This is a genomic window from Oryzibacter oryziterrae, from assembly GCF_021864535.1.
Taxonomy (GTDB): domain Bacteria; phylum Pseudomonadota; class Alphaproteobacteria; order Rhizobiales; family Pleomorphomonadaceae; genus Pleomorphomonas; species Pleomorphomonas oryziterrae.
In genome coordinates, this window is the sequence record NZ_JAKJIC010000005.1 from 176594 (window position 1) to 197053 (window position 20460).

General features: G+C 63.5%; 22 protein-coding genes, 1 tRNA gene and 1 pseudogene. 8 read left to right on the forward strand and 16 right to left on the reverse strand.

Annotated elements, in window-relative coordinates:
- Positions 1 to 4: 4 nt before the first annotated feature.
- A complete protein-coding gene (locus L2I41_RS07695; protein ID WP_237152948.1) occupies positions 5 to 685 on the forward strand; it encodes an LON peptidase substrate-binding domain-containing protein in 681 nt (226 codons plus the stop codon).
- Positions 686 to 858: 173 nt separating this feature from the next.
- The gene (locus tag L2I41_RS07700) at positions 859 to 1095 is read left to right on the forward strand and encodes a Trm112 family protein (RefSeq protein ID WP_390633958.1); all 237 of its coding nucleotides are present in this window, start codon (positions 859 to 861) and stop codon (positions 1093 to 1095) included.
- A gap of 17 nt (positions 1096 to 1112) precedes the next feature.
- On the opposite strand, the gene L2I41_RS07705 is transcribed toward L2I41_RS07700, so the two are convergent.
- On the reverse strand, positions 1113 to 1427 hold the full coding sequence (locus L2I41_RS07705) for a DUF167 family protein (RefSeq protein ID WP_237152949.1): 315 nt from the start codon (positions 1425 to 1427) through the stop codon (positions 1113 to 1115).
- A gap of 4 nt (positions 1428 to 1431) precedes the next feature.
- Positions 1432 to 1722, reverse strand: coding sequence for a YggT family protein (locus tag L2I41_RS07710; RefSeq protein WP_237152950.1), 291 nt, complete (start codon positions 1720 to 1722; stop codon positions 1432 to 1434).
- A gap of 236 nt (positions 1723 to 1958) precedes the next feature.
- On the opposite strand from L2I41_RS07710, the gene L2I41_RS07715 reads away from it, so the two are divergent.
- A tRNA-Ala gene (locus L2I41_RS07715) sits at positions 1959 to 2034 on the forward strand.
- A gap of 198 nt (positions 2035 to 2232) precedes the next feature.
- Here L2I41_RS07715 and L2I41_RS07720 read toward each other — a convergent pair.
- The 6 genes from L2I41_RS07720 to L2I41_RS07745 form a co-directional block, all read right to left on the reverse strand.
- Positions 2233 to 5121 (reverse strand): FtsK/SpoIIIE family DNA translocase, encoded by a 2889-nt coding sequence (locus L2I41_RS07720; protein ID WP_390633961.1) that lies wholly within the window; start codon positions 5119 to 5121, stop codon positions 2233 to 2235.
- A gap of 14 nt (positions 5122 to 5135) precedes the next feature.
- Positions 5136 to 6329, reverse strand: a complete 1194-nt coding sequence (locus L2I41_RS07725) for an aminotransferase class I/II-fold pyridoxal phosphate-dependent enzyme (protein WP_237152951.1) — start codon at positions 6327 to 6329, stop codon at positions 5136 to 5138.
- Positions 6330 to 6520: 191 nt separating this feature from the next.
- Entirely contained in the window at positions 6521 to 6859 is a 339-nt protein-coding gene (locus L2I41_RS07730; RefSeq protein WP_237152952.1) for a P-II family nitrogen regulator, read from the reverse strand.
- Between the two features lie 270 nt (positions 6860 to 7129).
- On the reverse strand, positions 7130 to 8539 hold the full coding sequence (locus tag L2I41_RS07735) for an ammonium transporter (protein WP_304610548.1): 1410 nt from the start codon (positions 8537 to 8539) through the stop codon (positions 7130 to 7132).
- 101 nt (positions 8540 to 8640) lie between these two features.
- The gene (locus L2I41_RS07740) at positions 8641 to 8979 is read right to left on the reverse strand and encodes a P-II family nitrogen regulator (RefSeq protein WP_237152953.1); all 339 of its coding nucleotides are present in this window, start codon (positions 8977 to 8979) and stop codon (positions 8641 to 8643) included.
- A gap of 340 nt (positions 8980 to 9319) precedes the next feature.
- On the reverse strand, positions 9320 to 10198 hold the full coding sequence (locus L2I41_RS07745) for an acyl-CoA thioesterase (protein ID WP_390633964.1): 879 nt from the start codon (positions 10196 to 10198) through the stop codon (positions 9320 to 9322).
- Between the two features lie 152 nt (positions 10199 to 10350).
- Between L2I41_RS07745 and L2I41_RS07750 the strand changes: the two genes are divergently transcribed.
- Positions 10351 to 11592 (forward strand): ubiquinone biosynthesis hydroxylase, encoded by a 1242-nt coding sequence (locus L2I41_RS07750; protein WP_390633966.1) that lies wholly within the window; start codon positions 10351 to 10353, stop codon positions 11590 to 11592.
- A 12-nt stretch (positions 11593 to 11604) separates the two neighbouring features.
- Here the strand turns inward: L2I41_RS07750 and L2I41_RS07755 are convergent, their stop codons facing one another.
- Positions 11605 to 12156: a L,D-transpeptidase family protein gene (locus L2I41_RS07755; protein ID WP_237152956.1), complete on the reverse strand. Its 552-nt coding sequence runs from the start codon at positions 12154 to 12156 to the stop codon at positions 11605 to 11607.
- Between the two features lie 202 nt (positions 12157 to 12358).
- On the opposite strand from L2I41_RS07755, the gene L2I41_RS07760 reads away from it, so the two are divergent.
- Together L2I41_RS07760 and L2I41_RS07765 are read left to right on the forward strand one after the other, a co-directional pair.
- Positions 12359 to 13042 (forward strand): response regulator transcription factor, encoded by a 684-nt coding sequence (locus tag L2I41_RS07760; protein WP_237152957.1) that lies wholly within the window; start codon positions 12359 to 12361, stop codon positions 13040 to 13042.
- A 154-nt stretch (positions 13043 to 13196) separates the two neighbouring features.
- The gene (locus L2I41_RS07765) at positions 13197 to 13655 is read left to right on the forward strand and encodes a Crp/Fnr family transcriptional regulator (protein WP_237152958.1); all 459 of its coding nucleotides are present in this window, start codon (positions 13197 to 13199) and stop codon (positions 13653 to 13655) included.
- A gap of 54 nt (positions 13656 to 13709) precedes the next feature.
- Here the strand turns inward: L2I41_RS07765 and L2I41_RS07770 are convergent, their stop codons facing one another.
- The 7 genes and pseudogenes from L2I41_RS07770 to ffh all read right to left on the reverse strand — a co-directional run bounded on the left by L2I41_RS07770 (position 13710) and on the right by ffh (position 18887).
- A complete protein-coding gene (locus L2I41_RS07770; protein WP_237152959.1) occupies positions 13710 to 14522 on the reverse strand; it encodes an exodeoxyribonuclease III in 813 nt (270 codons plus the stop codon).
- Positions 14523 to 14709: 187 nt separating this feature from the next.
- Positions 14710 to 15155, reverse strand: a pseudogene (gene rplS, locus L2I41_RS07775) (50S ribosomal protein L19); the annotation flags it as partial.
- A gap of 128 nt (positions 15156 to 15283) precedes the next feature.
- Complete coding sequence (trmD, locus tag L2I41_RS07780) at positions 15284 to 15991, reverse strand: tRNA (guanosine(37)-N1)-methyltransferase TrmD (RefSeq protein WP_237152961.1); 708 nt, start codon at positions 15989 to 15991, stop codon at positions 15284 to 15286.
- Positions 15988 to 16545, reverse strand: coding sequence for a ribosome maturation factor RimM (rimM, locus tag L2I41_RS07785; RefSeq protein WP_237152962.1), 558 nt, complete (start codon positions 16543 to 16545; stop codon positions 15988 to 15990). Before rimM ends, trmD begins: the two co-directional genes overlap by 4 nt.
- A gap of 127 nt (positions 16546 to 16672) precedes the next feature.
- Positions 16673 to 17020 carry a 30S ribosomal protein S16 gene (gene rpsP, locus L2I41_RS07790; RefSeq protein ID WP_237152963.1) on the reverse strand — a complete coding sequence of 116 codons (348 nt, stop codon included), beginning with the start codon at positions 17018 to 17020 and terminating at the stop codon, positions 16673 to 16675.
- Positions 17021 to 17052: 32 nt separating this feature from the next.
- Positions 17053 to 17346, reverse strand: coding sequence for a chorismate mutase (locus L2I41_RS07795; RefSeq protein WP_390633969.1), 294 nt, complete (start codon positions 17344 to 17346; stop codon positions 17053 to 17055).
- Positions 17343 to 18887 (reverse strand): signal recognition particle protein, encoded by a 1545-nt coding sequence (gene ffh / locus L2I41_RS07800; RefSeq protein ID WP_237152965.1) that lies wholly within the window; start codon positions 18885 to 18887, stop codon positions 17343 to 17345. Before ffh ends, L2I41_RS07795 begins: the two co-directional genes overlap by 4 nt.
- 278 nt (positions 18888 to 19165) lie before the next feature.
- On the opposite strand from ffh, the gene dapF reads away from it, so the two are divergent.
- Together dapF and L2I41_RS07810 are read left to right on the forward strand one after the other, a co-directional pair.
- The gene (dapF, locus tag L2I41_RS07805) at positions 19166 to 20026 is read left to right on the forward strand and encodes a diaminopimelate epimerase (RefSeq protein WP_237152966.1); all 861 of its coding nucleotides are present in this window, start codon (positions 19166 to 19168) and stop codon (positions 20024 to 20026) included.
- A gap of 112 nt (positions 20027 to 20138) precedes the next feature.
- Positions 20139 to 20429: a hypothetical protein gene (locus tag L2I41_RS07810; RefSeq protein WP_237152967.1), complete on the forward strand. Its 291-nt coding sequence runs from the start codon at positions 20139 to 20141 to the stop codon at positions 20427 to 20429.
- Positions 20430 to 20460 lie beyond the last annotated feature (31 nt).

The following is a 20460-nucleotide window of genomic DNA, read 5'->3' on the forward strand; positions in this document are numbered from 1 at the left end:
CTTGATGACTGCCGGCAACGCAGCCTACGACGGCCCGGAGGATCTGCCTCTCGATGTTCCGTTGTTCCCCTTGGCTCGGGTGCTGCTGTTGCCGCGCAGTCCGCTGCCGCTGATCATCTTCGAGCCGCGCTATCTCTCCATGATCGACGCCGCGCTCGCCGGACACCGTCTCATCGGCATCATCCAGCCGCGCCTCGACCGTGAGCCGGGCCAAGACGAGGGAACCGCCACCCTCTGCGAGGTTGGCTGCCTGGGACGGATCACCTCCTTCAGCGAGACCGGGGACGGACGCTACCAGGTGACGTTGACAGGCGTCGTGCGCTTTCGCATCGAGGACGAACGCCCCTCGGGCCGGCTTTACCGCGTTGCCCGTGTGTCCCCCGCCTTTGCCGTCGATTTCGAGGCACAGGCCGGCGAAAGTGAGGTCGACCGCAGCGCATTGCTCAAAGCCTTCGCTGCCTATCTCGACGCCAACGGCCTCGAAGCCGACTGGGACAACGTTCAGAAGACCTCGACGGAAACGCTGGTCAACAGCCTCTGCATGATGAGCCCCTACGGCGCTGCCGAGAAACAGGCCTTGCTGGAGGCACCCGACCTCAAGACCCGGGCGGAGACCCTGATCGCCCTGACGGAGATCGCTCTCGCCCGCGGACGCGGCAAGCGGGAACCGACGACGCTGAACTGAGGCAGGACGCAAGAGACGTGCAATTGCACTGCGGCTCAGCCCGCGAGACGCTCGGTTGGCCAAGGCTCTGGGAGAAAGCTGCCCCTCGAGGATTGACCGTGAAACGCCCTGGCTCATACCAGTGAGCGTCAACCGTGGGACGGTGGCTTGACGGCAGCGGCAGATAGGCCAACATGAACCGTGTGCTAAATCAGGGAGCGCAGACCATGGAAGGCGAACCGCGCCGTTCCGGCGAGATCGACCCAAGGCTGCTCGAGATCCTCGTCTGTCCTTTGTCCAAGGCAACGCTGGAATGGCGACCGGAATCGCGCGAGCTGATCTCCTGGCCGGCTCGTCTCGCCTTCCCTGTACGCGACGGCGTGCCCATCATGCTCCCGGAAGAAGCCCGCGCCCTCGATCCGGACGAATAGAGCCTGGCGACGCCGCCTCACGCTTCGCCAATCGATTGGCGCAGGCGTTTCTCGGCTTCAGGGCTGGCTTGCGAAAGCCTCACCGTCTTCAGCCGCGCTGTCGCGCCAGAGACCACCGCCGCACTGGATTTCGGCAGACCGGCCACGGTTGCCAGCAACAGGGCTATTGCCGCGTTGGCCTTGCCGTCTTCCGGCACGGCCCGCACCCGCGCTGCCAGGACGATGCGACCGTCCGACAGTTCCTTGAGGCCGTTCAGCGCATCCTTACCCCCGCGCGGCGTGAGGCGCACGTCAACCAGAAGATCGGCGCCCTCACGGCGAATCGCAGTCATGGGATCAGGGGACGATCGGCAGGATGTAGAGAACGATGATGTACTTGATCAGTATGATGCCGAACCACAAGACCAGGAAGGACAGGTCAATGCCGCCGGTGTTGGGCATGTGGCGGCGGATGGGCCGAAGCACCGGCTCAGTCATCTGGTAGAGGAAGTTGCCAATCATGGCGACGACCTGGTTGCGGGCGTTGATCACATTGAATGCGAACAGCCAGGACATGATGGCGGAAGCAATCAGGATATAGGTGTAGAGGTCGAGAACCTGCAACAGCACAAGAAAAACGGCTTGCATCGCGAAACTTTCTGTTCGGGGCGCGGGGACGTGTTCTGATGTATCCATGCGGACCACGCGCTTCAACCCCCGACAATTCGAGGCGTTTCCGTAATATGCGAATTAGGTTAAGTCCCGTCTCCGCGTTTGCGCCTGACTTTGCTCCAGGTCCGGGTTGATCGCTCTGATTTTTTCCCATTCGCCGGGAATCGCTTGACAGAACTTTCGCGATCCGCCAAAAAGCGCCTCACCTGAATGGGGCCGTAGCTCAGATGGGAGAGCGCTGCAATCGCACTGCAGAGGTCAGGGGTTCGATTCCCCTCGGCTCCACCAGTATCCAACCAAATCCTGCTGATTTTTGATCTGTTTGCGCCGTCGTCTATCGTGGCGATCGGCAGGGCACGCCTCTTCATTTGCCACCCATTCGTGTGTGGGATGGAGCCACGCGCAGCTCTTCTTGATGCTCAAAGGGCGCTGCCTTCCGAAGAAGGCAACGCCCCATGACTTTCCCTATCCAAGAGCGCTGTGGCCTCACTCTTCCCGTTCGATCAGGATCTCGCGCTTGCCGGCATGATTGGGCGGCCCGACCAGGCCTTCCTTCTCCATGCGTTCGATCAGCGACGCAGCCCTGTTGTAGCCGATCCCCAGGCGACGCTGGATGTAGCTGGTGGTCGCGCGCTTGTCGCGCAGTACAAGGGCCACCGCCTGATCATAGAGATCCCCGCCCTCCTCGCCGCCAGAGGCGGCAGGCGCCGAGGACTCTCCGCTGTCCTCTTCATCGTCAGCCGTAATGGCTTCGAGATAGTCCGGCACGCCCTGCGTCTTCAGATGCGCGACGATGGCTTCCACTTCGCCGTCCGCCACGAAGGGACCGTGGACACGCTGGATGCGGCCACCGCCCTGCATGTAGAGCATGTCGCCCTGTCCGAGCAGTTGTTCGGCACCCTGTTCACCGAGAATGGTGCGGCTGTCGATCTTGGACGTCACCTGGAAGCTGATTCGGGTCGGGAAGTTGGCCTTGATCGTGCCGGTGATCACGTCCACGGATGGACGCTGCGTCGCCATGATCACATGAATGCCGGCGGCGCGGGCCATCTGGGCCAGACGCTGCACGGCGCCTTCGATCTCCTTGCCCGCGACCATCATCAGGTCCGCCATCTCGTCGATGATGACGACGATGAACGGCAACGGCTTCAGCTCCATCTCCTCGGTCTCGAAGATGGGCTCGCCGGTCTCACGGTCAAATCCGGTCTGAACAGTGCGGTTGATGGTCTCGCCCTTCTCGATCGCCTGTGCCACGCGGGCATTGAAGCCTTCGATGTTGCGGACGCCCACCTTGGACATCTTCTTGTAGCGGTCCTCCATTTCGCGGACCGTCCATTTGAGCGCCACCACCGCCTTGCGCGGATCGGTCACCACGGGCGACAGCAGATGCGGAATGCCGTCATAGACAGACAGCTCCAGCATCTTCGGATCGATCATGATCAAGCGGCATTCGGCCGGCGTCATCCGGTAGAGCAGGCTGAGGATCATCGTGTTGATCGACACCGACTTGCCCGAACCGGTGGTGCCGGCCACCAGCATGTGCGGCGTGCGCGCGAGATCGATGATCACCGGTTCACCGCCGATGGTCTTTCCGAGCGCCAAAGCGAGTCGGCCCTTGAACTTCTCGAAGTCCTGGCTGGCGATCAGCTCGCGCAAATACACCGTCTCGCGCCGCTGGTTGGGCAGCTCGATGCCGATGGCGTTCTTGCCGGGAATGACGGCAACGCGGGCCGCAATCGCGCTCATCGAACGGGCGATGTCGTCGGCAAGGCCGATCACGCGGCTCGACTTGATACCGGGCGCCGGCTCCAGCTCATAGAGCGTGACGACAGGGCCGGGGCGCACGTTGAAGATTTCGCCCTTGATGCCGAAATCCTCAAGCACACCTTCCAGCAGCCCGGCATTCTGCTCGAGACTGTCCGGCGTATATTGCGTGCCGCCCTGGTTCCTGGGCTCCGCCAGCAGTTCGATCGCCGGAAACTCGAAGGCGTCCGGATCGAGCAGCGACAACTGGGTCGGCGCCTTCGAACGCTTGGCCTGCTGCACAGGGGGGGCGGGCGGCTGCACACGCTGTGAGGCTCGCTCCGGCGGCGCTTCTGCCTTGCCGATGCGCGACGCCGGGCCACGGAGCGGCGCCGGGCGCGGCGCCACCTTCTGCAGCGGCTCCACGGGAACGGGACGCGGCGGCGCGATCGGCGCGGCGAAACCTTCGGTCTCGTCAAAATCGGCCATGCGATCGTCAAGATCGAAGGGCGGCGGATCGTCGTCCTCGATCTCGTCCTCTTCCGCCTCGTAGACGGGAGCTGGCGGCGGGGCGGCAAATGTCTGCGCATTCGCGCGTGACGTTGGCTGCGGCGCCGCAGCAAAGGACGGTTCGACACGGCTGCGCGATGCCACGGGCGGCGGCAGGGGCAGATCGTCGTCCTCGTCTTCATCGTCGGCCCATTGGTGGGTCGGCATCGACGAAACGCGTGGAGCAGCCACCGTACGGGGCTGCTGCGCCGGCGCGGCACGACGCATGACCGGCTCTTCCGGCATGTCGTCGTCGATCTCCTCGCCGGGATAGGCCATCGCCGGCAGACGGCCAAAGCCAAGACGACGACCAATCGACGACTTCGCGGTCAGCCACCAATGCTCGAAGGCACCATAGAGCGCTCCGAAGCGGCTATCGGCTTCGTCATCATCCTCATCTGCCATGTCAGGCAGCGGCTCGGCATCGATCGGACGCCCCGGAATACCCGAGGCGTAGAGCATGGCTGCAAGGGCAAGAGGCCCGAAGATGATCAGGCAAACAAGGCGCCCGGTGTCGGTGAGGACGCCTCCGTTGAACACGGCCGGGATCTGCAGCAGCAGATCCCCGATCGCGCCCCCCAAACCGGTTGGCAACGGCCAGTTCACCGTCGGCGGCAACGCACTCATGAACGCCGCGCCGAAAGCCGTACCGCCAAGCCAGGCAATCAGTCGATTGCGCGCCACGCGCGGAATGCGACCAATCATCAACTGCCAGCCCCAGATCACCACCGGGGCGAGAAACACGGCCGCATTCAGCCCGATGAGCTGCATGATCAGGTCGGAAACGACGGCCCCCGGCGTTCCCAGCACATTGCGGATCTCGCCGGTGGTGCTGTGGCTCCAGCTGGGATCGTCCACCGACCACGTCGCCAAGGCTGCTGCGAGGGCGGCAACAAAGCCGATCAGCAGCAGACCACTGGCGCCGGCGATGTTGCGCATCAAGGCGTGCTTCAGCTTGCGATCCTGCGCCGCAAGACCGGACGGCGCATAACCCCGATCAAGCTGCTGCAGATTGGCAGCCCGGCGGGCGTTGGGCGGCCGAGGAACAGGGGCCGCCTCCATCCGAGGTTCGCGTCGAGACATGCGGGCCTCTGCTCTCATGAAAACACCTCCGCCATGCGGATCAACGCCTGTTCCGTCGTCTCCAGGCTCTCCACCATGGCTACGCGAAGAAAATCACTGCCCGGGTTCGACCCGGTTGCGTCACTGGCTGAAAGAAAGGCTCCGGGAACGGTGCGAACCCCGGCTTCCCGCCAAAGTCTTTCGGCAACAACCTCGCCACCGCCCCAGCGGGCCACATCCAGCCACAGGAAAAAGCCGCCTGCGGGTGTGAGGTCGGCAAAGCGTCCCGCAAGGATGCGTTCGGCAGCAGCAAACTTGGCGTCGTAAAGCCGCCTGTTCTCGACCACATGCGCCTCGTCCGCCAGAGCTGCGACGGCCAGCTTCTGCACCGGAACCGGCACCTGCGGCGCAGCGATGTTGCGGAAGGTGGCCCAACTCTTGAGGAAGGCCGGATCGCCTACCGCAAAGCCGCAGCGAGCGCCAGGCAGATTGGAGCGTTTGGACAACGAGTTGAACGCAACGACACGGTCGAAGCCGCCGAGCCTATCGGCGGCTGTCAGGACGCCGGCTGGCGCTTCGCCGCGCCATATCTCGGAGTAGCACTCGTCGGCAAACAGCCAGAAACCATACTGCCGAGCCAACTCCACCAACCTGATCCACGTGGCCAGACTGGCGACGACACCTTGAGGATTGGCCGGCGACGCAAAATAGACGGCGACCGTGCGCTTGAGCAGGCTGGGATCAAGACCCGCGACATCAGGCAGGAACCCGGTGGAACGATCGGCCGGCAACAGGACCGGCTCGGCGCCCGCAGCTTCCGCCGCAGCGGCGTAGACGGCATAGAACGGGTTGGGCAGCAGCACCGCCGGCCGCTCTCCCTTGCTGCCAGCCTCAAGACGCACGGCATGCAGCGATGCATAGAACAGACCTTCGCGCGAGCCGTTGAGCGGCAACACGCCGTCTTCCCGGTCAATGGGCGTACCAAGACCGAACCGCTGCTCGGTCCAGCTGGCAACCGCCTCGCGAAAGGCCGGAATGCCCTTGATCGGCGGATAACGTCCGAAATCTGCGAGACTGGCGCTCAGCACGGGGCCCACGAAGTCGGGAACACCGTGCCTCGGCTCGCCAACCGTAAGGTCGATCGCCGACTTGCCGGGCGCGATGGCGGCAAGCATCGCGCCGAGACGCTGGAACGGCGAGGCGGCAGGCGGCGGAGCGGTCTTGGTCACGGAACAAGCTCGAATTCTGGCGGTGAAACACAGGATCGGCAGTCTCCCGCCGATGGCCTGCAGCATAGGCGCGCAAGGTTAAGCGGTCTTTAACCTTACGCTGGCGCTCCGATCCCGATCCGCAAAATCACGCAAAAATGGGGCGCCCCAAGGGAGCGCCCCATTTCAAAAATCAGCTGTGAAATCAAGGTTCAGAGCGCGTCGTTGTCCTGCTCGCCGGTACGAATGCGCAAGGCGCGTTCGATCGAATACACGAAGATCTTTCCGTCGCCGATCTGGCCGGTGCGAGCGGCGCTCGAAATGGCCTCGACCACCTTGTCCGCATCCGGGCTCGACACGGCAACCTCGATCTTCAGCTTCGGAAGGAAGCTGACGGCATATTCGGCGCCGCGATAGATCTCGGTGTGCCCCTTCTGTCGGCCATAACCCTTGACTTCGGTTACGGTCAGGCCGTGCACGCCCAGGGACGTCAGCGCATCGCGCACTTCATCGAGCTTGAAGGGCTTGATGATGGCAGTGACGATCTTCATGTGGGTCACCTCTTCAAGTCAGCTTCCGCGACCCATTCCAGTCGGGGCGGAGGCAAGAACCAGATTGAATCTGCAATATGCCGGAACCATAGCGCGGTTCGACGACGATCCAAGAAAAAAATACACGCCACGCAGGTGACGGCCTTCGTTTGGATCAAACTTCGACAAAAGTCTACGCCCAGGCCACCGGCGGGACGCGCGCTTGGCACCATCCAAACGAAAACGGGGCGGCCAGTGGCCGCCCCGCAGAGATATGGATCCCGATCAGGATCAGTTGTAGGCGCGCTCGCCATGTTCGGCGATGTCGAGACCCTCGCGCTCGCGGGCTTCCGTGACGCGCAGGCCAACCAGAGCCTTCACGATCAGGAGCGAGACGAAGGACACGACGCCCGACCAGATGATGCAGGTCAGCACCGCCTGGATCTGCACCCAGACCTGATGGCCCATGGTGTAGCCGGCGAGCGGATAGCCGCCCAGCGAATCAGAGGCGAAGACACCGGTCAGGATGGCACCGACGATACCGCCGACACCATGCACGCCGAAAACGTCGAGGCTATCGTCATACTTGAAGATCGCCTTGAGCTTGATCACGGCGAACAGGCAGACGAAACCGGCGATGGCGCCGAGAGCGATCGAGCCCATCGGGCCGGCAAAACCGGCAGCCGGGGTGATGGCAACGAGGCCGGCGACGGCACCCGAGGCGCCACCGAGAGCGGAGGCGTGACCGCGGACGATCTTTTCGCCGAGCGACCAGGCAAGCGCAGCGGCAGCCGTGGCGACGGTGGTGTTGAGGATCGCCTCAGCCGCAAGGCCGGTCGATTCCAGGTTGGAGCCGGCGTTGAAGCCGAACCAGCCGACCCACAGCAGCGTGGCGCCGATATAGGTCATCACCACGTTGTGGGGAGCCATGTTGTCCTTGCCGAGGCCGACGCGCGGGCCGACCATGATGGCGGCAACCAGACCGGCGATACCGGCGTTGATGTGCACCACGGTGCCACCGGCGAAGTCATAGGCGCCCTTGGCGAACAGGTAACCCGACGGAGCATTCGGAGCCGACGGACCACCGAACCACCAGACCATGTGGGCCATGGGCAGGTAGGAGAAGGTGAACCACAGCACCAGGAACAGCAGCACGGCCGAGAACTTCATGCGTTCAGCGGTGGCACCGATGATCAGCGCCGGCGTGATCGCAGCGAAGGTCAGCTGGAAGATCACGAAGGTCAACTCGGGGATGTAGACGCCAGCGGTGAAGGTCTCCGACAGCGTCGAGATGTTGACGCCATGCAGGAAGGCCTTGGAGAAGTCACCGAAGAAGGGCGACAGCCAGGTGGCTTCGGACGGGCCGGCGAAGGCCAGCGAATAGCCGTAGATCACCCACAGAACCTGGATCAGCGCGAAGCCGCAGAGGACCTGCATCAGGATCGACAGCACGTTCTTGGAACGAACGAGACCGCCGTAGAAGAGTGCCAGACCGGGGACGGTCATCATGATCACGAGGATGGTGGAGATCATCATCCAGGTGGTGTCGCCCTTGTCAGGCGTCGGCGCGGCGGCGGCTGCAGCGGGAGCGGCAGCAGCGACAGCCTGAGTGGCAGTCGTCGCTGCGTCCTGGGCGAAGGCCGCCACGGCCGACAGCGCCAGCACGGGCGCCGCGGCGAGGAGAGGCTTGAGATACTTCATCGAAATCCTCTTCAATGGTTTCGTCTGATGCCCGTCTGGCGGATTGCGCGCGGACCGGGCTTGTTCGTTGATCCGGCACAGGAACGCGCCGGCGCGGGAAATCAGAGCGCGTCGCCGTCGGTCTCGCCGGTACGAATGCGCACGGCATGTTCGATGGAGGTCACGAAGATCTTGCCATCGCCGATCTGGCCGGTCTTGGCTGCCGACGAGATGGCCTCGACCACCTTCTCGACCTGATCGGAGGCCACGGCGACCTCGATCTTCAGCTTGGGCAGGAAGCTGACGGCATATTCGGCGCCGCGATAGATTTCCGTGTGCCCTTTCTGGCGGCCGTAACCCTTCACTTCGGTCACCGTAAGGCCGTGCACGCCAAGGGCGGTCAGGGCATCACGCACCTCGTCAAGCTTGAACGGCTTGATAATTGCCATGACGATCTTCATGGGGTTCCTTCCATCCGTTGTTTCCGAACCGTCTGGGGTCCGTGGCGACTAGCGAGACTCACGTCGGGCGCGCCCGGTATCAGAACCGGACCCTCCGGGCGCACCTTCCGACACACCCTTGTGGAACTCGATGCCTGGATAGAATCAATCTTTGTGCCAACTGACCGCCGTTAAGGCAAAAAAGTGGAATCCCGCCGATCTGACCTTGATTTTGCCGAATTTCAGCGGCGCGGCACACCCGATCCTGAACAATTATGCGTCAGATTGGCGTTAGTGCGTATTGAGTAATCAGAATCCACCGCATCGCATGCCTATTTTATGCGCAGATGGCGGACAAGTGTTAACGTCGACGGCGGATCAGTCCCTCTTGCGCCACGGAGGCAATCAGAATGCCGTCGCGGGAGAACAGGGAGCCACGGGTGAACCCGCGCGAGCCCGAGCCGGACGGACTTTCCTGCACATAAAGAATCCAATCGTCGACCCGCGCCTGTCGATGGAACCACATGGCATGATCGAGACTTGCCACCTGCAGTCTCGGATCGAACACGGAAAGGCCGTGGACGACCAGCGACGTGTCCAGGAGCGTCAGGTCCGACAGATAGGCAAGGACGATCCGGTGCAGCAACGGATCATCAGGCAGCGGCGCGGAAGTCCTCACCCAGAAATATTGCCGCGGATCGGTCACCGGCCCACCGAGGTAGCGGGTCATGTCCGTCGGGATGAGGACAAGCGGCCGCGGCCGCCGCCAGTAGCGCTTGATCGGCTCGTCCGCATGCGCCTCAACAAGGGCGGCAAACTCGCGCTCATCCGGCAAGGCCTCCGGTGGCGGCACCTCGGGCATGGCGATCTGGTGCTCAAGCCCTTCTTCGTCAACATGGAAAGACGCCGACAGCGTGAAGATGGGGCGATCATGCTGGCTTGCCGTAACCCGGCGTGTCGAAAAGCTGCCGCCATCCCGGATGCGCTCGACCACAAAAGTCACCGGTACCTGGGGATCGCCACCCAGGAGAAAATAGCAGTTGAGCGAGTGCGGCGGACGTGACGACGCCACCGTGCGCGTCGCAGCGACCAGCGATTGGGCAATCACCTGCCCGCCAAAGATGCGTTGCCAGCCGAAGCGCGGACTCTCCCCCAGAAAGCGATCCTCGCCGAGATCCTTGAGATCGAGCACGGCCAGCAGCTCTTCGACGGCATTCATCCTGCGCCTCCTCCTTGCCATGAGCGGTCATGGCGGACGCCTCGCCCATCTTGATCAACAGACGCGTCCGCCCCTGCACGCCTTGTCGCCTTTACGAACAAGGTCAAGTGGCGTCGAGCCCGCATTTTGATTATGTAGGAACACGAGGTCTGCGTATTGGCAGACCCGGGCACATGGAGCAGGCAATGACCGCGGCTGACAGTTTTGACATCACCATCGCCGGCGGCGGTTATGTCGGTCTCTCGCTGGCCCTCGGTCTCGCGCGCTCGGTACCGGGTGTCAAGATCGCCGTGATCGACCCGAAACACTGGACCGCGCTCGCCGGCGACCCGCGCGCTTCCGCCATCGCCGCAGCCGCCCGCCACATGCTCGACGCGCTCGGTGTCTGGAACGGCATCGCTGCGGAGGCCGAACCCATCCTCAGCATGATCGTCACCGATTCCCGCCTGGGCGACGTCGTCCGGCCGGTCTTCCTCACCTTTGACGGGACCACGGGAAGCGGCGAGCCCTTCGCCCACATGGTTCCGAACGGCCGTATGGTCGCGGAACTCGGCAAGGCCGCCGAAGTGGCCGGCGTGCACATGATCGGCGGCGACGAAGTCGCCGATTGCAGGATCACCGCAGCAACGGCCGAGATCACGCTGAAGTCCGGCCGCAACATTGTCACGCGCCTGCTTGTGGGAGCCGACGGCGCCCGCTCGCGCGTGCGCAGCCTCGCCGGCATTGGCGTCAACGAATGGAGCTACGGCCAGTCCGGCATCGTCACCACCATCGCCCATGACCAGCCGCACAATGGTCGCGCCGAAGAGCATTTCCTGCCCTCCGGCCCCTTTGCTACCCTGCCGCTCAAGGGGGGCTATCAGTCGTCGCTGGTCTGGTCGGAGAAGACCGAACTCGCCGACAGGCTTGTCGCAGGCGACGAGCTCGTCTTCGAAGCCGAGCTCGTCAGGCGCCTCGGTCACCACCTCGGCGACATCAGGGTCGTAGGCCGGCGGGCGGCCTACCCTCTCGGCCTCAAGTTGGCGCGGGCTTTCGTCAGCCCTCGCCTTGCTCTTGTCGGCGACGCCGCCCATGCCGTGCACCCGATTGCCGGCCAGGGACTCAACCTCGGCTTCCGCGACGTCGCCGCACTGATCGAGGTGCTTGCCGAAGCCCTGCGTATCGGCAGAGACCCCGGTGCCATCGATGTGCTTGAGGACTACCAGCGCTGGCGCCGGTTCGACACGCTGAAAATGGCCATGGTCATGGACACGCTGACACGGCTGTTCTCCAACGACCTGGCGCCGGTTCGCAGCCTGCGCGATTTAGGTCTCGGCCTCGTGGATCGCCTGCCGCCGCTCAAGCGTTTCTTCATCGGCGAAGCAGCCGGCAGCTCGCCGCGCCTGCCGCGCCTGCTCAAGGGCGAGCCGGTCTGAGCTGACACCCGATCAGGGGAAGACGACGCAGGCCCGGCGGGCGAGCCGATCGAGAAGGCGCAGCATATCCCGGCGCCTGACCGCAACACACCCGGCAGTCGGCGCAAAATCGGCTTTCGAGAGATGGAAGAAGATGGCGCTGCCGGCACTATGACGACGGCGGGTGAAGTTGCAGTCGAGCACCAGTACGATGTCGTAGAGATCATCGTCCCGCCAAAGCCGCTCATGGCTCGCCGGATAGGCCGTGCTTACGGGGCGATTATAGTTGCGATCGCCAGGAGCGTCGCACCACCCATCCTGAGACCTCAAGCGTTGCAGACCGACGCCGGCCCTCGGCCGAACCGCGAACCTGTCCGGTCGATAGAATCCGCCGACAATCGGGAACACCCCTTTTGGACTGGCCCCATCCCCTTCCCGCTTCATCGCCGATATCCCGCTGCGACCGATGGCGCAGGGCACCGAAAGGTTCGCCCCGGTGAGACGCCCCTGATGCCGAGCTGCAGAGATCACACGCACGTGAAGACGCGTGATCAGCGAGGCCTTGGGCTTCACTTTGACGTGCATGTTTCGCACAGGCCTTGAAGTGAACGTAAACACATATAACTCTTGGGAGAATTTCGTGATCGGCGCGTGATGGCCATGGTAGGCTAGCACATTGATCGAATCGCGACTGTCCTGGCAAGACCTGATCGGCGTGACATCGCCAGACGAAAGGCCGCCCGGGATTTTCGCAATCGAGCGCCGCAGCCACTCTACGGGGTAAAAAATGACCGCTCGCAAGATATTGATTGTCGACGATGATCCCGACCTGCGCGAAGCCCTTGTCGAACAGCTGTCGCTGTTCGAGGAGTTCGAGCCGCTGGAGGCCGAGTCCGCCACCAAGGGCGTGCAGGCGGCTCGCGCAGCCCACGTCGACCTGGTGCTGATGGACGTCGGCCTGCCCGACATGGATGGCCGCGAAGCCGTGAAAATCCTGCGCAAGGGCGGCTATGCCGGTCCGGTCATCATGCTGACCGGCCATGACACCGACAGCGACCAGATCCTCGGGCTCGAGGCCGGCGCCAACGACTATGTGACCAAGCCCTTCAAGTTCGCGGTCCTGCTCGCTCGCGTGCGCGCCCAGTTGCGTCAGCACGAGCAGTCGGAAGAGGCCGTCTTCACCATTGGGCCCTATACTTTCCGCCCCTCGGCCAAGCTCCTCGTCGACGCCAAGGGCGGCAAGGTGCGCCTGACCGAAAAGGAAACGTCGATCCTGAAATATCTCTATCGCGCCGGCGACAAGGTGATCACCCGCGATGTGCTGCTGCATGAGGTCTGGGGCTATAACGCCGGCATCACCACGCACACGCTGGAGACCCACATCTACCGCTTGCGCCAGAAGATCGAAAAGGACCCGGCAAACGCCCAGCTGCTGGTCACCGAAGGCGGCGGCTACAAACTGATTCCTTGAGCCGGGATTTTTGATTCTGCTGTGCAATCGGGGCCAACCGACGATTTGCCCGATTCACCTCCAGCCTCGTGCATGCTAACAAGATGAACCGGTCCGGGCTTCTGCCCGGGACCGGATCGGCATGTTGCCGGCATTGCGATGGCTTGACCCCTTCATGAGTCTCGAAAACGACATTCACCTGCTTGGTCAGGTGCCAATCTTGTCGGACTTTTCCGAGGACAAGCTGCGTCTGCTCGCCTTCTCGTCAGAAAACCGCAGCTATCGGGACGGCCAACGTCTCTTTGCGGCTGGCGACCGAGCCGACTGTGCCTTCATCGTGTCGCAGGGACAGGTGGCGCTCAGTCCGCCGGACAACGCGGCACTGCCCACGAGCATCGTCGGGCCAGGTGAAATCATCGGCGAGCTATCGCTGATTGTTGACGGAGAGCGCCCCTATTCGGCAGTCGCCCGCGGTGCCGTGACCGTCATCCAGATCCGCCGGCCGTTGTTCCGGCGCATGCTCGATGAGTTCCCTGAAATCGCCGAAAGCCTGCAACAGCGTATTGCGGAAGGTCTGCGCGGCACCTCGGCCGCGCTGATGCGCGTGCGCGACCGCATTGATCGCATCGGCTGACGCTGCCCGCAAAGGCGTGCGGGCTGCCATCTCCTTCTGCGCCCTGCACTCGGATCAGAACTTGAAGCTGGCGATCACCGGCGCATGGTCGGACGGGCGATCCCAGTCGCGGGCGTCTTTCAGCACACGCAGTCCAGTCGCCTTTTCCGCAAGAGCCGGATGCGCCCAGATATGATCGAGGCGGCGCCCCTTGTCGGCGGCACGCCAGTCCTTGGCGCGATAGCTCCACCACGAATAGAGCTTGTCGTCCATCGGCACGAACTTGCGCATCACGTCGACCCAGCCGCCCGCTTCGCGCACGGCCTCCAGCTTCTCGCACTCGATCGGCGTATGGCTGACGATCTTGAGGAGTGCCTTGTGCGACCAGACGTCCTGCTCATAGGGCGCCACATTGAGGTCACCCACCACGATATCGGGCATGTCGGGCGAGGCTGTCGGCAGCCACGCCTTCATCTCGTCGAGAAAGCGCAGCTTGTGCTCGAACTTGTCGTTGATGGCCGGATCCGGCTCGTCGCCACCGGCGGGGACGTAGAAGTTATGCACCCGCAGTTTCTGCCCACCCACCTCGACGGCCACCGAAACATAGCGCGGATCTCCACCCTTGCCGCAGAAGTCGCGGCTGTGGACATCGACGAGCGGCAGACGCGAGATCACTCCGACACCGTGGTAGCCGCCCCGTCCGCCGTTGAGGGCGAAATGGTCATAGCCGAGCTTGCGAAAATCGGAGGAAGGGAACTGGGCGTCCTGGCACTTGGTTTCCTGCAGGAACAGAAGATCCGGCGCTTCCTCGTTGAGAAGCCGCTCGACGATCAAGCGACGCATGCGAACGGAATTGATGTTCCAGGTGGCGATCTTCAGCGAAGTCATCAACGAGCCCTCATTCGTCGGCTGGTCCGCCGACAGCGAACCCTTGCAAACCGTCTATCAGCCTCTACTGCCAGAACCTGACAACTGCATTCGTCAGGTCGGCCATGGCCTGCACCCAAAAGAAAAGGCTCGCACGGTGACCGCGCGAGCCTTGAACTTCTTCATGCCTGAGATCGGCAGATCACTTGGCGGCCTTGGCAGCTTCGTTGAGCTTGCGGGCGCGGGCGTTGGTGGCCTCGAAGATACGGGCCGACTTGCCGCGCAGGTCGCGCAGATAGTAGAGCTTGGCGCGACGGACCTTACCGCGGCGCACGACGTCCAGCGACTCGATCAGCGGCGAGTAGACCGGGAACACGCGCTCCACGCCTTCGCCATAGGAGATCTTGCGAACGGTGAAGCTCTCGTTGAGGCCGCCACCCTTGCGGGCGATCACGACGCCTTCATAGGCCTGCACGCGGGTGCGGTTGCCTTCGGTGACCTTCACGTTGACGCGAACGGTATCGCCGGGGGAGAACTGCGGCAGCACGCGCTGCGCAGAAATGGCGGCGATCTGCTCGGCTTCGAGTTCCTGGATGATGTTGCTCATCGCGGGTATTCCTTCTTGCTTGGTTGAGACGACCAGAGCGCCCGCACAAATCGTCAAGCGACGGGGGCGAATACGTCGATCATCGCGGATGATGCGAGATATGGGCCGGGTCCATACACGAGCCCGGAGCGTTTGTCGACTCCACGGCGCCAAAAATCGCTGAGCGACCGGCGATTCAGGTCTTTTTGGCAGCCTGATGCGCAAGCCAGAGGTCAGGGCGCCGGGAGGCCGTGGTTTCCTCGGCGTTGCGCTTGCGCCAGGCATCGACCTTGGCGTGATCGCCGGAGAGCAGGACGGGCGGAATGTCCTCGCCTTCGAACACCGGCGGCTTGGTATACTGGGCGTGTTCGAGAAGCCCGGTCTCGAAACTCTCGGTCAGACCGGACTGGTCGTTTCCCATGACACCGGGCAGCAGCCGGACGATGGCATCGAGCACCACGGTGGCCGCCACTTCGCCGCCCGACAGCACATAGTCGCCGATCGACACTTCCTCGAGGCCGCGACGGCTGATAACCCGCTCGTCGACGCCTTCGAAGCGGCCGCACAGGATGACCACGCCCGGTCCGGCCGCGAGGTCACGCACGCGGGCCTGCGACAGCGGACGGCCACGTGGCGTCATGACAAGGCGCGGCCGAAGATCGTCTGCAGGGCAAACGGCGTCGACCGCCCGCGCCAGCACGTCCGCCCGCATCACCATGCCAGGCCCACCGCCGGCCGGGGTGTCGTCCACATGCCGATGCTTGTCGAGAGCAAAGTCCCGGATCTGCGTCGTTCTGAGCGACCAGACGCCCTCAGCGAGCGCCCGCCCGGCAAGGCTGTGGCCAAGCGAGCCCGGAAACATCTCCGGATAGAGCGTCAGCACATCGGCGACAAAGCCCGTCATGCCTCACCTCCCTGCCCCTCAGCGTCGGCGGGCGGCTCCTCATCAACCAGCAAGCCTTCCGGCGGATCGATCAGCAAACGACCGCCGGCAAAGTCCAGCGTCGGCACCACCGCACGAGTGAAGGGGACATAGATCGACTTGGCGCCGGGCCGCTTGACGTCGAGGAGATCATCGGCCCCGAAATTCACGACCGCCGTGACGACGCCGACCTTGTCGCCCGCCAGCGTCTCTACCGACAGGCCAATCAGATCCGCATGGTAGAACTCATCTTCCTCCGGCTCGGGCAAGGCGGAGCGATCGACATATAGCTTGGTGCGCGTAAGCCGTTCGGCAGCCGTACGGTCGGCAACCCCCTCGAAGGCGACCACCAGCATATCGTCCTTGAGGGGACGCAGCGACTTGACGCGAAAGACATTGCCCTTCGCATCATGCAGCGGGCCATAGTCAGCAAGGGCTTCCGGCGCTTCCGTATGCGACTTCACCCGAACCTCACCGCGCACCCCATGGGCAGCGCCGATTTCGGCGAGCAAGACCTGCGACTTGTCGAGGCTCATGACAGTTCATCCCGTGCAAGCAAAAAGGACCGCCCCGCACAGGCGGAACGGTCCAAACGTCGGCCATGACTGCAAGCGCCGGGATACCCCACGGCGCTCACCCGTCAGAACCAATCTCCACCTCCGATCACTCGGAAGCAGCGGCCTTCTCGGCGCGCTCGGCGGCGCGTTCCTTGGCCTTGGCACCCGGCTCGGCCTTGTTGGGGTTGTTGCGGGCTTCGCGCTTGACGAGGCCGGCCTTGTCGAGGAAGCGCAGGACACGGTCGGTGGCCTGGGCGCCCTGGCCGAGCCAGTACTGGGCGCGCTCGGTGTTCAGAACCACGCGGCCTTCGGCGTCGTCGGCCAGCATCGGGTTGAAGGTGCCAATCTTCTCGATGAAGCGGCCGTCGCGCGGGGCGCGGGCGTCGGCGATGACGATCGAATAGTGCGGACGCTTCTTGGCGCCACCACGGGCGAGACGGATCTTGAGGGACATGTTTCTACTCCAGTTTCAGTTTGTCCACCGCGTCAGCGGCGGAAGGCTTCGTGGTGCCGGATGACTTCCTTGATGATGAAATTCAGGAAAGTCTCGGCGAAGTCGGGATCGAGATTGGCCGAAACGGCCAGCGACCGAAGCCGCTCGATCTGGGCTTGTTCCCGCGCCGGATCGGCGGGGGGCAAATTGTGTTCGGCCTTGAGCTTGCCCACCTTCTGGGTGCACTTGAAGCGTTCGGCCAGCATGTGCACCAGCGCTGCGTCGATATTGTCGATGGACGCCCGCAGGGACAAAAGCTCGTTCATGACGGGATCGGTAAGGCTCATTTCTTCGTGGGCCCCTTGCCAAAACCGGGAAGGCCGGGAAGTCCCGGCAGTTTGCCGCCCGGCAGACCGGGCAGACCGCCGGGCATCGGCGGCAGTCCTTTGGGCAAGCCCGGCGGCAATCCGCCCGGGCCGACGCCCATGTCCTTGGCCATCTTCTCAAGCTGGGCCGGATCCATCTTGGACAGATCGGGCATGCCGCCACCGCCCAGCATCGAGCCCAGCTTGCCGAACAGGCCGCCCTTCTGCTTGCCCATGGCCTTCATCACGTCGGCCATCTGGCGGTGCATCTTCAGCACCTTGTTGACCTCGGCCACATCCGTGCCCGAACCTGCGGCAATGCGCTTGCGACGCTTGAAGTCGATGATGGCCGGCTTGACCCGTTCCTTCTTGTTCATCGACTGGATCACGGCAATCTGCCGGCCGATGAAGCGATCATCGATGCCGGCGGCAGCCAGCTGGCCCTTCATCTTGCCCATGCCAGGCATCAGGCCGAGAATGCCACCCATGCCGCCGAGCTTCTGCATCTGACGGAGCTGATCGGCGAGATCGTTCATGTCGAACTCGCCCTTGCTCATCTTGGCGGCCATCTTCGCCGCCTTTTCGGCGTCGATATTAGCAGCCGCCTTCTCGACCAGGGCGACGATGTCGCCCATTCCGAGAATGCGATCGGCAACGCGCGAGGGATGGAAGTCCTCGAGCGCGTCAGCCTTTTCGCCAACGCCCATCAGCTTGATCGGCTTGCCGGTGACGGCGCGCATCGAGAGCGCCGCACCACCACGACCGTCACCGTCGACGCGCGTCAGCACGATGCCGGTGATGCCGATCTGACCGTCGAAGGCGCGCGCGGTATTGACCGCGTCCTGACCGGTCAGCGCATCGGCGACCAGCAGCACTTCATGGGGATTGGTGAGCCGCTTGACCTCGGCGGCCTCGCTCATCAGCGCGTCATCCACCGTCACGCGGCCAGCGGTGTCGAGGATCACCACATCATAGCCACCAAGCTTGGCGGCGGTAATGGCCCGCTGGGCGATCTCGACGGCAGACTGGCCTGCCACGATCGGCAGCGTCTCGATGCCATTCTGCTGGCCAAGGATCTTGAGCTGCTCCATGGCCGCCGGACGACGCGTGTCCAGCGAGGCCATCAGCACCTTCTTGCGCTGACGCTCGGTGAGACGACGGGCGATCTTCGCCGTCGTCGTGGTCTTGCCCGAACCCTGCAGACCGACCATCAGGATCGGCACCGGAGCCGGCGCTTCGAGATCGATCGGCGAAGCATCCGAGCCCAGCATCTCGATCAGCTGGTCATGGACGATCTTGACGACCATCTGGCCGGGAGTGACCGACTTCACCACCTCGACGCCGACGGCGCGCGCCTTCACCTTGTCGGTGAAGGACTTGACCACATCGAGCGCCACATCGGCCTCGAGCAGGGCGCGGCGTACTTCACGCATCGCCTCGGCGACGTCAGCCTCCGACAGCGCACCGCGGCGGGTGAGCTTGTCGAATATGCCGGACAGGCGATCGGAAAGGCTTTCGAACATCGTCGGGTTCCTGTGCGAGCGGGACGGGTCCAGCTCATATGGTTCCGCATCCGCCAAAACCAAGCGCCGCTTGCACCCGCGGGCGCGCAGCGCTGGCGGGTGTTGACCTCCGGGATCATGGCCCCGGTCGGCGGCTCGCTTTCGGAAAATGCGAGAATTGAGCAGTCGACTAGCGCGTCCGCACCGACTTGTCAAGGAAATCGGCCGAATTTTCGCAACCACACTTCCTTTGCTCACGCACATTCTTCTATATGGAGCGGAGAAAATGAGGTCGCGACATGACGGCGGGCATACCCTTTGTGAAGATGAACGGCATCGGCAACGAGATTGTGGTGCTGGATCTGCGTGACCGGCCTGAGCGCGTCAGCCCCGAGGCGGCCCGCGCCATTGCTGCCCGTGACGGCTCCTTCTTCGACCAGCTGATGGTCCTCTACCCGCCCCGCACGCCGGGCACCGACGCCTTCATGCGCATCTTCAACGTCGATGGGTCCGAGAGCAACGCCTGCGGCAACGGCACCCGTTGCGTCGGCCGTCGCCTGTTCGACGGAACGGGCAAGACCCGATTGACCCTCGAGACCAAGGCCGGTCTTCTGGGCGTCAACGACAACCCGGACGGTCTCGTCACCGTCGACATGGGTGAACCGCGCTTTGACTGGAAGGACATCCCCCTGTCGGAAGCCTTCCACGACACCCGCGCCATTGAACTGCAGATCGGCCCGATCGATGCTCCGATCCTGCATTCGCCGGCAGTGGTCAATGTCGGCAATCCGCACGCCATCTTCTGGGTCGACGACATCGCCGCCTATGATCTTGCGGCCATCGGTCCGCTTCTCGAGAACCACCCTATGTTTCCCGAGCGCGCCAACATCTCGCTTGCCCATGTCACTGCGGCGGACGCGCTGACACTGAAGGTCTGGGAACGTGGCGCCGGGCTGACGCGCGCCTGCGGTTCAGCCGCCTGCGCTGCTGCCGTGTCCGCAGCGCGTACCGGACGTACCGGGCGGACGGTACGCGTCAGCCTGCCAGGCGGAGATCTCGTCATAGAATGGACGCAGAACAATCGCATCCTGATGACCGGCGCCACGGAACTTGAACACACCGGCATCCTTCCGGACGAAATTTTCGGTTTAAAACAATAGCTTATCTAATAAATTCGATCATTTGAATGTGATTCTGGTCCTTGGGCAGACCGTAAGTGGTGGCCAAGCCCCGACCGGGGCCACCCGTCACTTGCACAAAAGGAAGACCGACATGTCCAAGCTCATTGCCCTGATCGTCCTGGTCGCCGCCGGCCTGCACGGCTATTTCTATCTTCAATACAAGACCGTAGACGCCTGCCAGGTGTCGGCCATCCGCCTCAAGAACGAAGTGCTCGGCACCATGCAGCTGCCGCCGGCGCTCAACCCGGCCGGCGCCGAGGGCGACGTCGTCAAGACCATCGCCAACAGCATCCGCGAAAAGAGCGGTATCGCCGAATGCTACCGCGGGGCCGTCTTCGCCCCGGATGCCAAGGCCATCGGCATCCCCCTGCTCCGAGGCTGAAATCACGCGAAATTCCGCGGGGGGCTGGCAT

Bases quoted from the DNA above. Each gene is read 5' to 3' on its own strand.
- L2I41_RS07695 (WP_237152948.1), top strand. From the start codon at position 5: ATGACTGCCGGCAACGCAGCCTACGACGGCCCGGAGGATCTGCCTCTC.
- L2I41_RS07700 (WP_390633958.1), top strand. From the start codon at position 859: ATGAACCGTGTGCTAAATCAGGGAGCGCAGACCATGGAAGGCGAACCG.
- L2I41_RS07705 (WP_237152949.1), bottom strand. From the start codon at position 1,427: ATGACTGCGATTCGCCGTGAGGGCGCCGATCTTCTGGTTGACGTGCGC.
- L2I41_RS07710 (WP_237152950.1), bottom strand. From the start codon at position 1,722: ATGCAAGCCGTTTTTCTTGTGCTGTTGCAGGTTCTCGACCTCTACACC.
- L2I41_RS07720 (WP_390633961.1), bottom strand. From the start codon at position 5,121: ATGTCTCGACGCGAACCTCGGATGGAGGCGGCCCCTGTTCCTCGGCCG.
- L2I41_RS07730 (WP_237152952.1), bottom strand. From the start codon at position 6,859: ATGAAGATCGTCACTGCCATCATCAAGCCCTTCAAGCTCGATGAAGTG.
- L2I41_RS07735 (WP_304610548.1), bottom strand. From the start codon at position 8,539: ATGAAGTATCTCAAGCCTCTCCTCGCCGCGGCGCCCGTGCTGGCGCTG.
- L2I41_RS07740 (WP_237152953.1), bottom strand. From the start codon at position 8,979: ATGAAGATCGTCATGGCAATTATCAAGCCGTTCAAGCTTGACGAGGTG.
- L2I41_RS07745 (WP_390633964.1), bottom strand. From the start codon at position 10,198: ATGGCAAGGAGGAGGCGCAGGATGAATGCCGTCGAAGAGCTGCTGGCC.
- L2I41_RS07750 (WP_390633966.1), top strand. From the start codon at position 10,351: ATGGAGCAGGCAATGACCGCGGCTGACAGTTTTGACATCACCATCGCC.
- L2I41_RS07755 (WP_237152956.1), bottom strand. From the start codon at position 12,156: ATGCACGTCAAAGTGAAGCCCAAGGCCTCGCTGATCACGCGTCTTCAC.
- L2I41_RS07760 (WP_237152957.1), top strand. From the start codon at position 12,359: ATGACCGCTCGCAAGATATTGATTGTCGACGATGATCCCGACCTGCGC.
- L2I41_RS07765 (WP_237152958.1), top strand. From the start codon at position 13,197: ATGAGTCTCGAAAACGACATTCACCTGCTTGGTCAGGTGCCAATCTTG.
- L2I41_RS07770 (WP_237152959.1), bottom strand. From the start codon at position 14,522: ATGACTTCGCTGAAGATCGCCACCTGGAACATCAATTCCGTTCGCATG.
- trmD (WP_237152961.1), bottom strand. From the start codon at position 15,991: ATGACGGGCTTTGTCGCCGATGTGCTGACGCTCTATCCGGAGATGTTT.
- rimM (WP_237152962.1), bottom strand. From the start codon at position 16,545: ATGAGCCTCGACAAGTCGCAGGTCTTGCTCGCCGAAATCGGCGCTGCC.
- rpsP (WP_237152963.1), bottom strand. From the start codon at position 17,020: ATGTCCCTCAAGATCCGTCTCGCCCGTGGTGGCGCCAAGAAGCGTCCG.
- L2I41_RS07795 (WP_390633969.1), bottom strand. From the start codon at position 17,346: ATGAGCCTTACCGATCCCGTCATGAACGAGCTTTTGTCCCTGCGGGCG.
- ffh (WP_237152965.1), bottom strand. From the start codon at position 18,887: ATGTTCGAAAGCCTTTCCGATCGCCTGTCCGGCATATTCGACAAGCTC.
- dapF (WP_237152966.1), top strand. From the start codon at position 19,166: ATGACGGCGGGCATACCCTTTGTGAAGATGAACGGCATCGGCAACGAG.
- L2I41_RS07810 (WP_237152967.1), top strand. From the start codon at position 20,139: ATGTCCAAGCTCATTGCCCTGATCGTCCTGGTCGCCGCCGGCCTGCAC.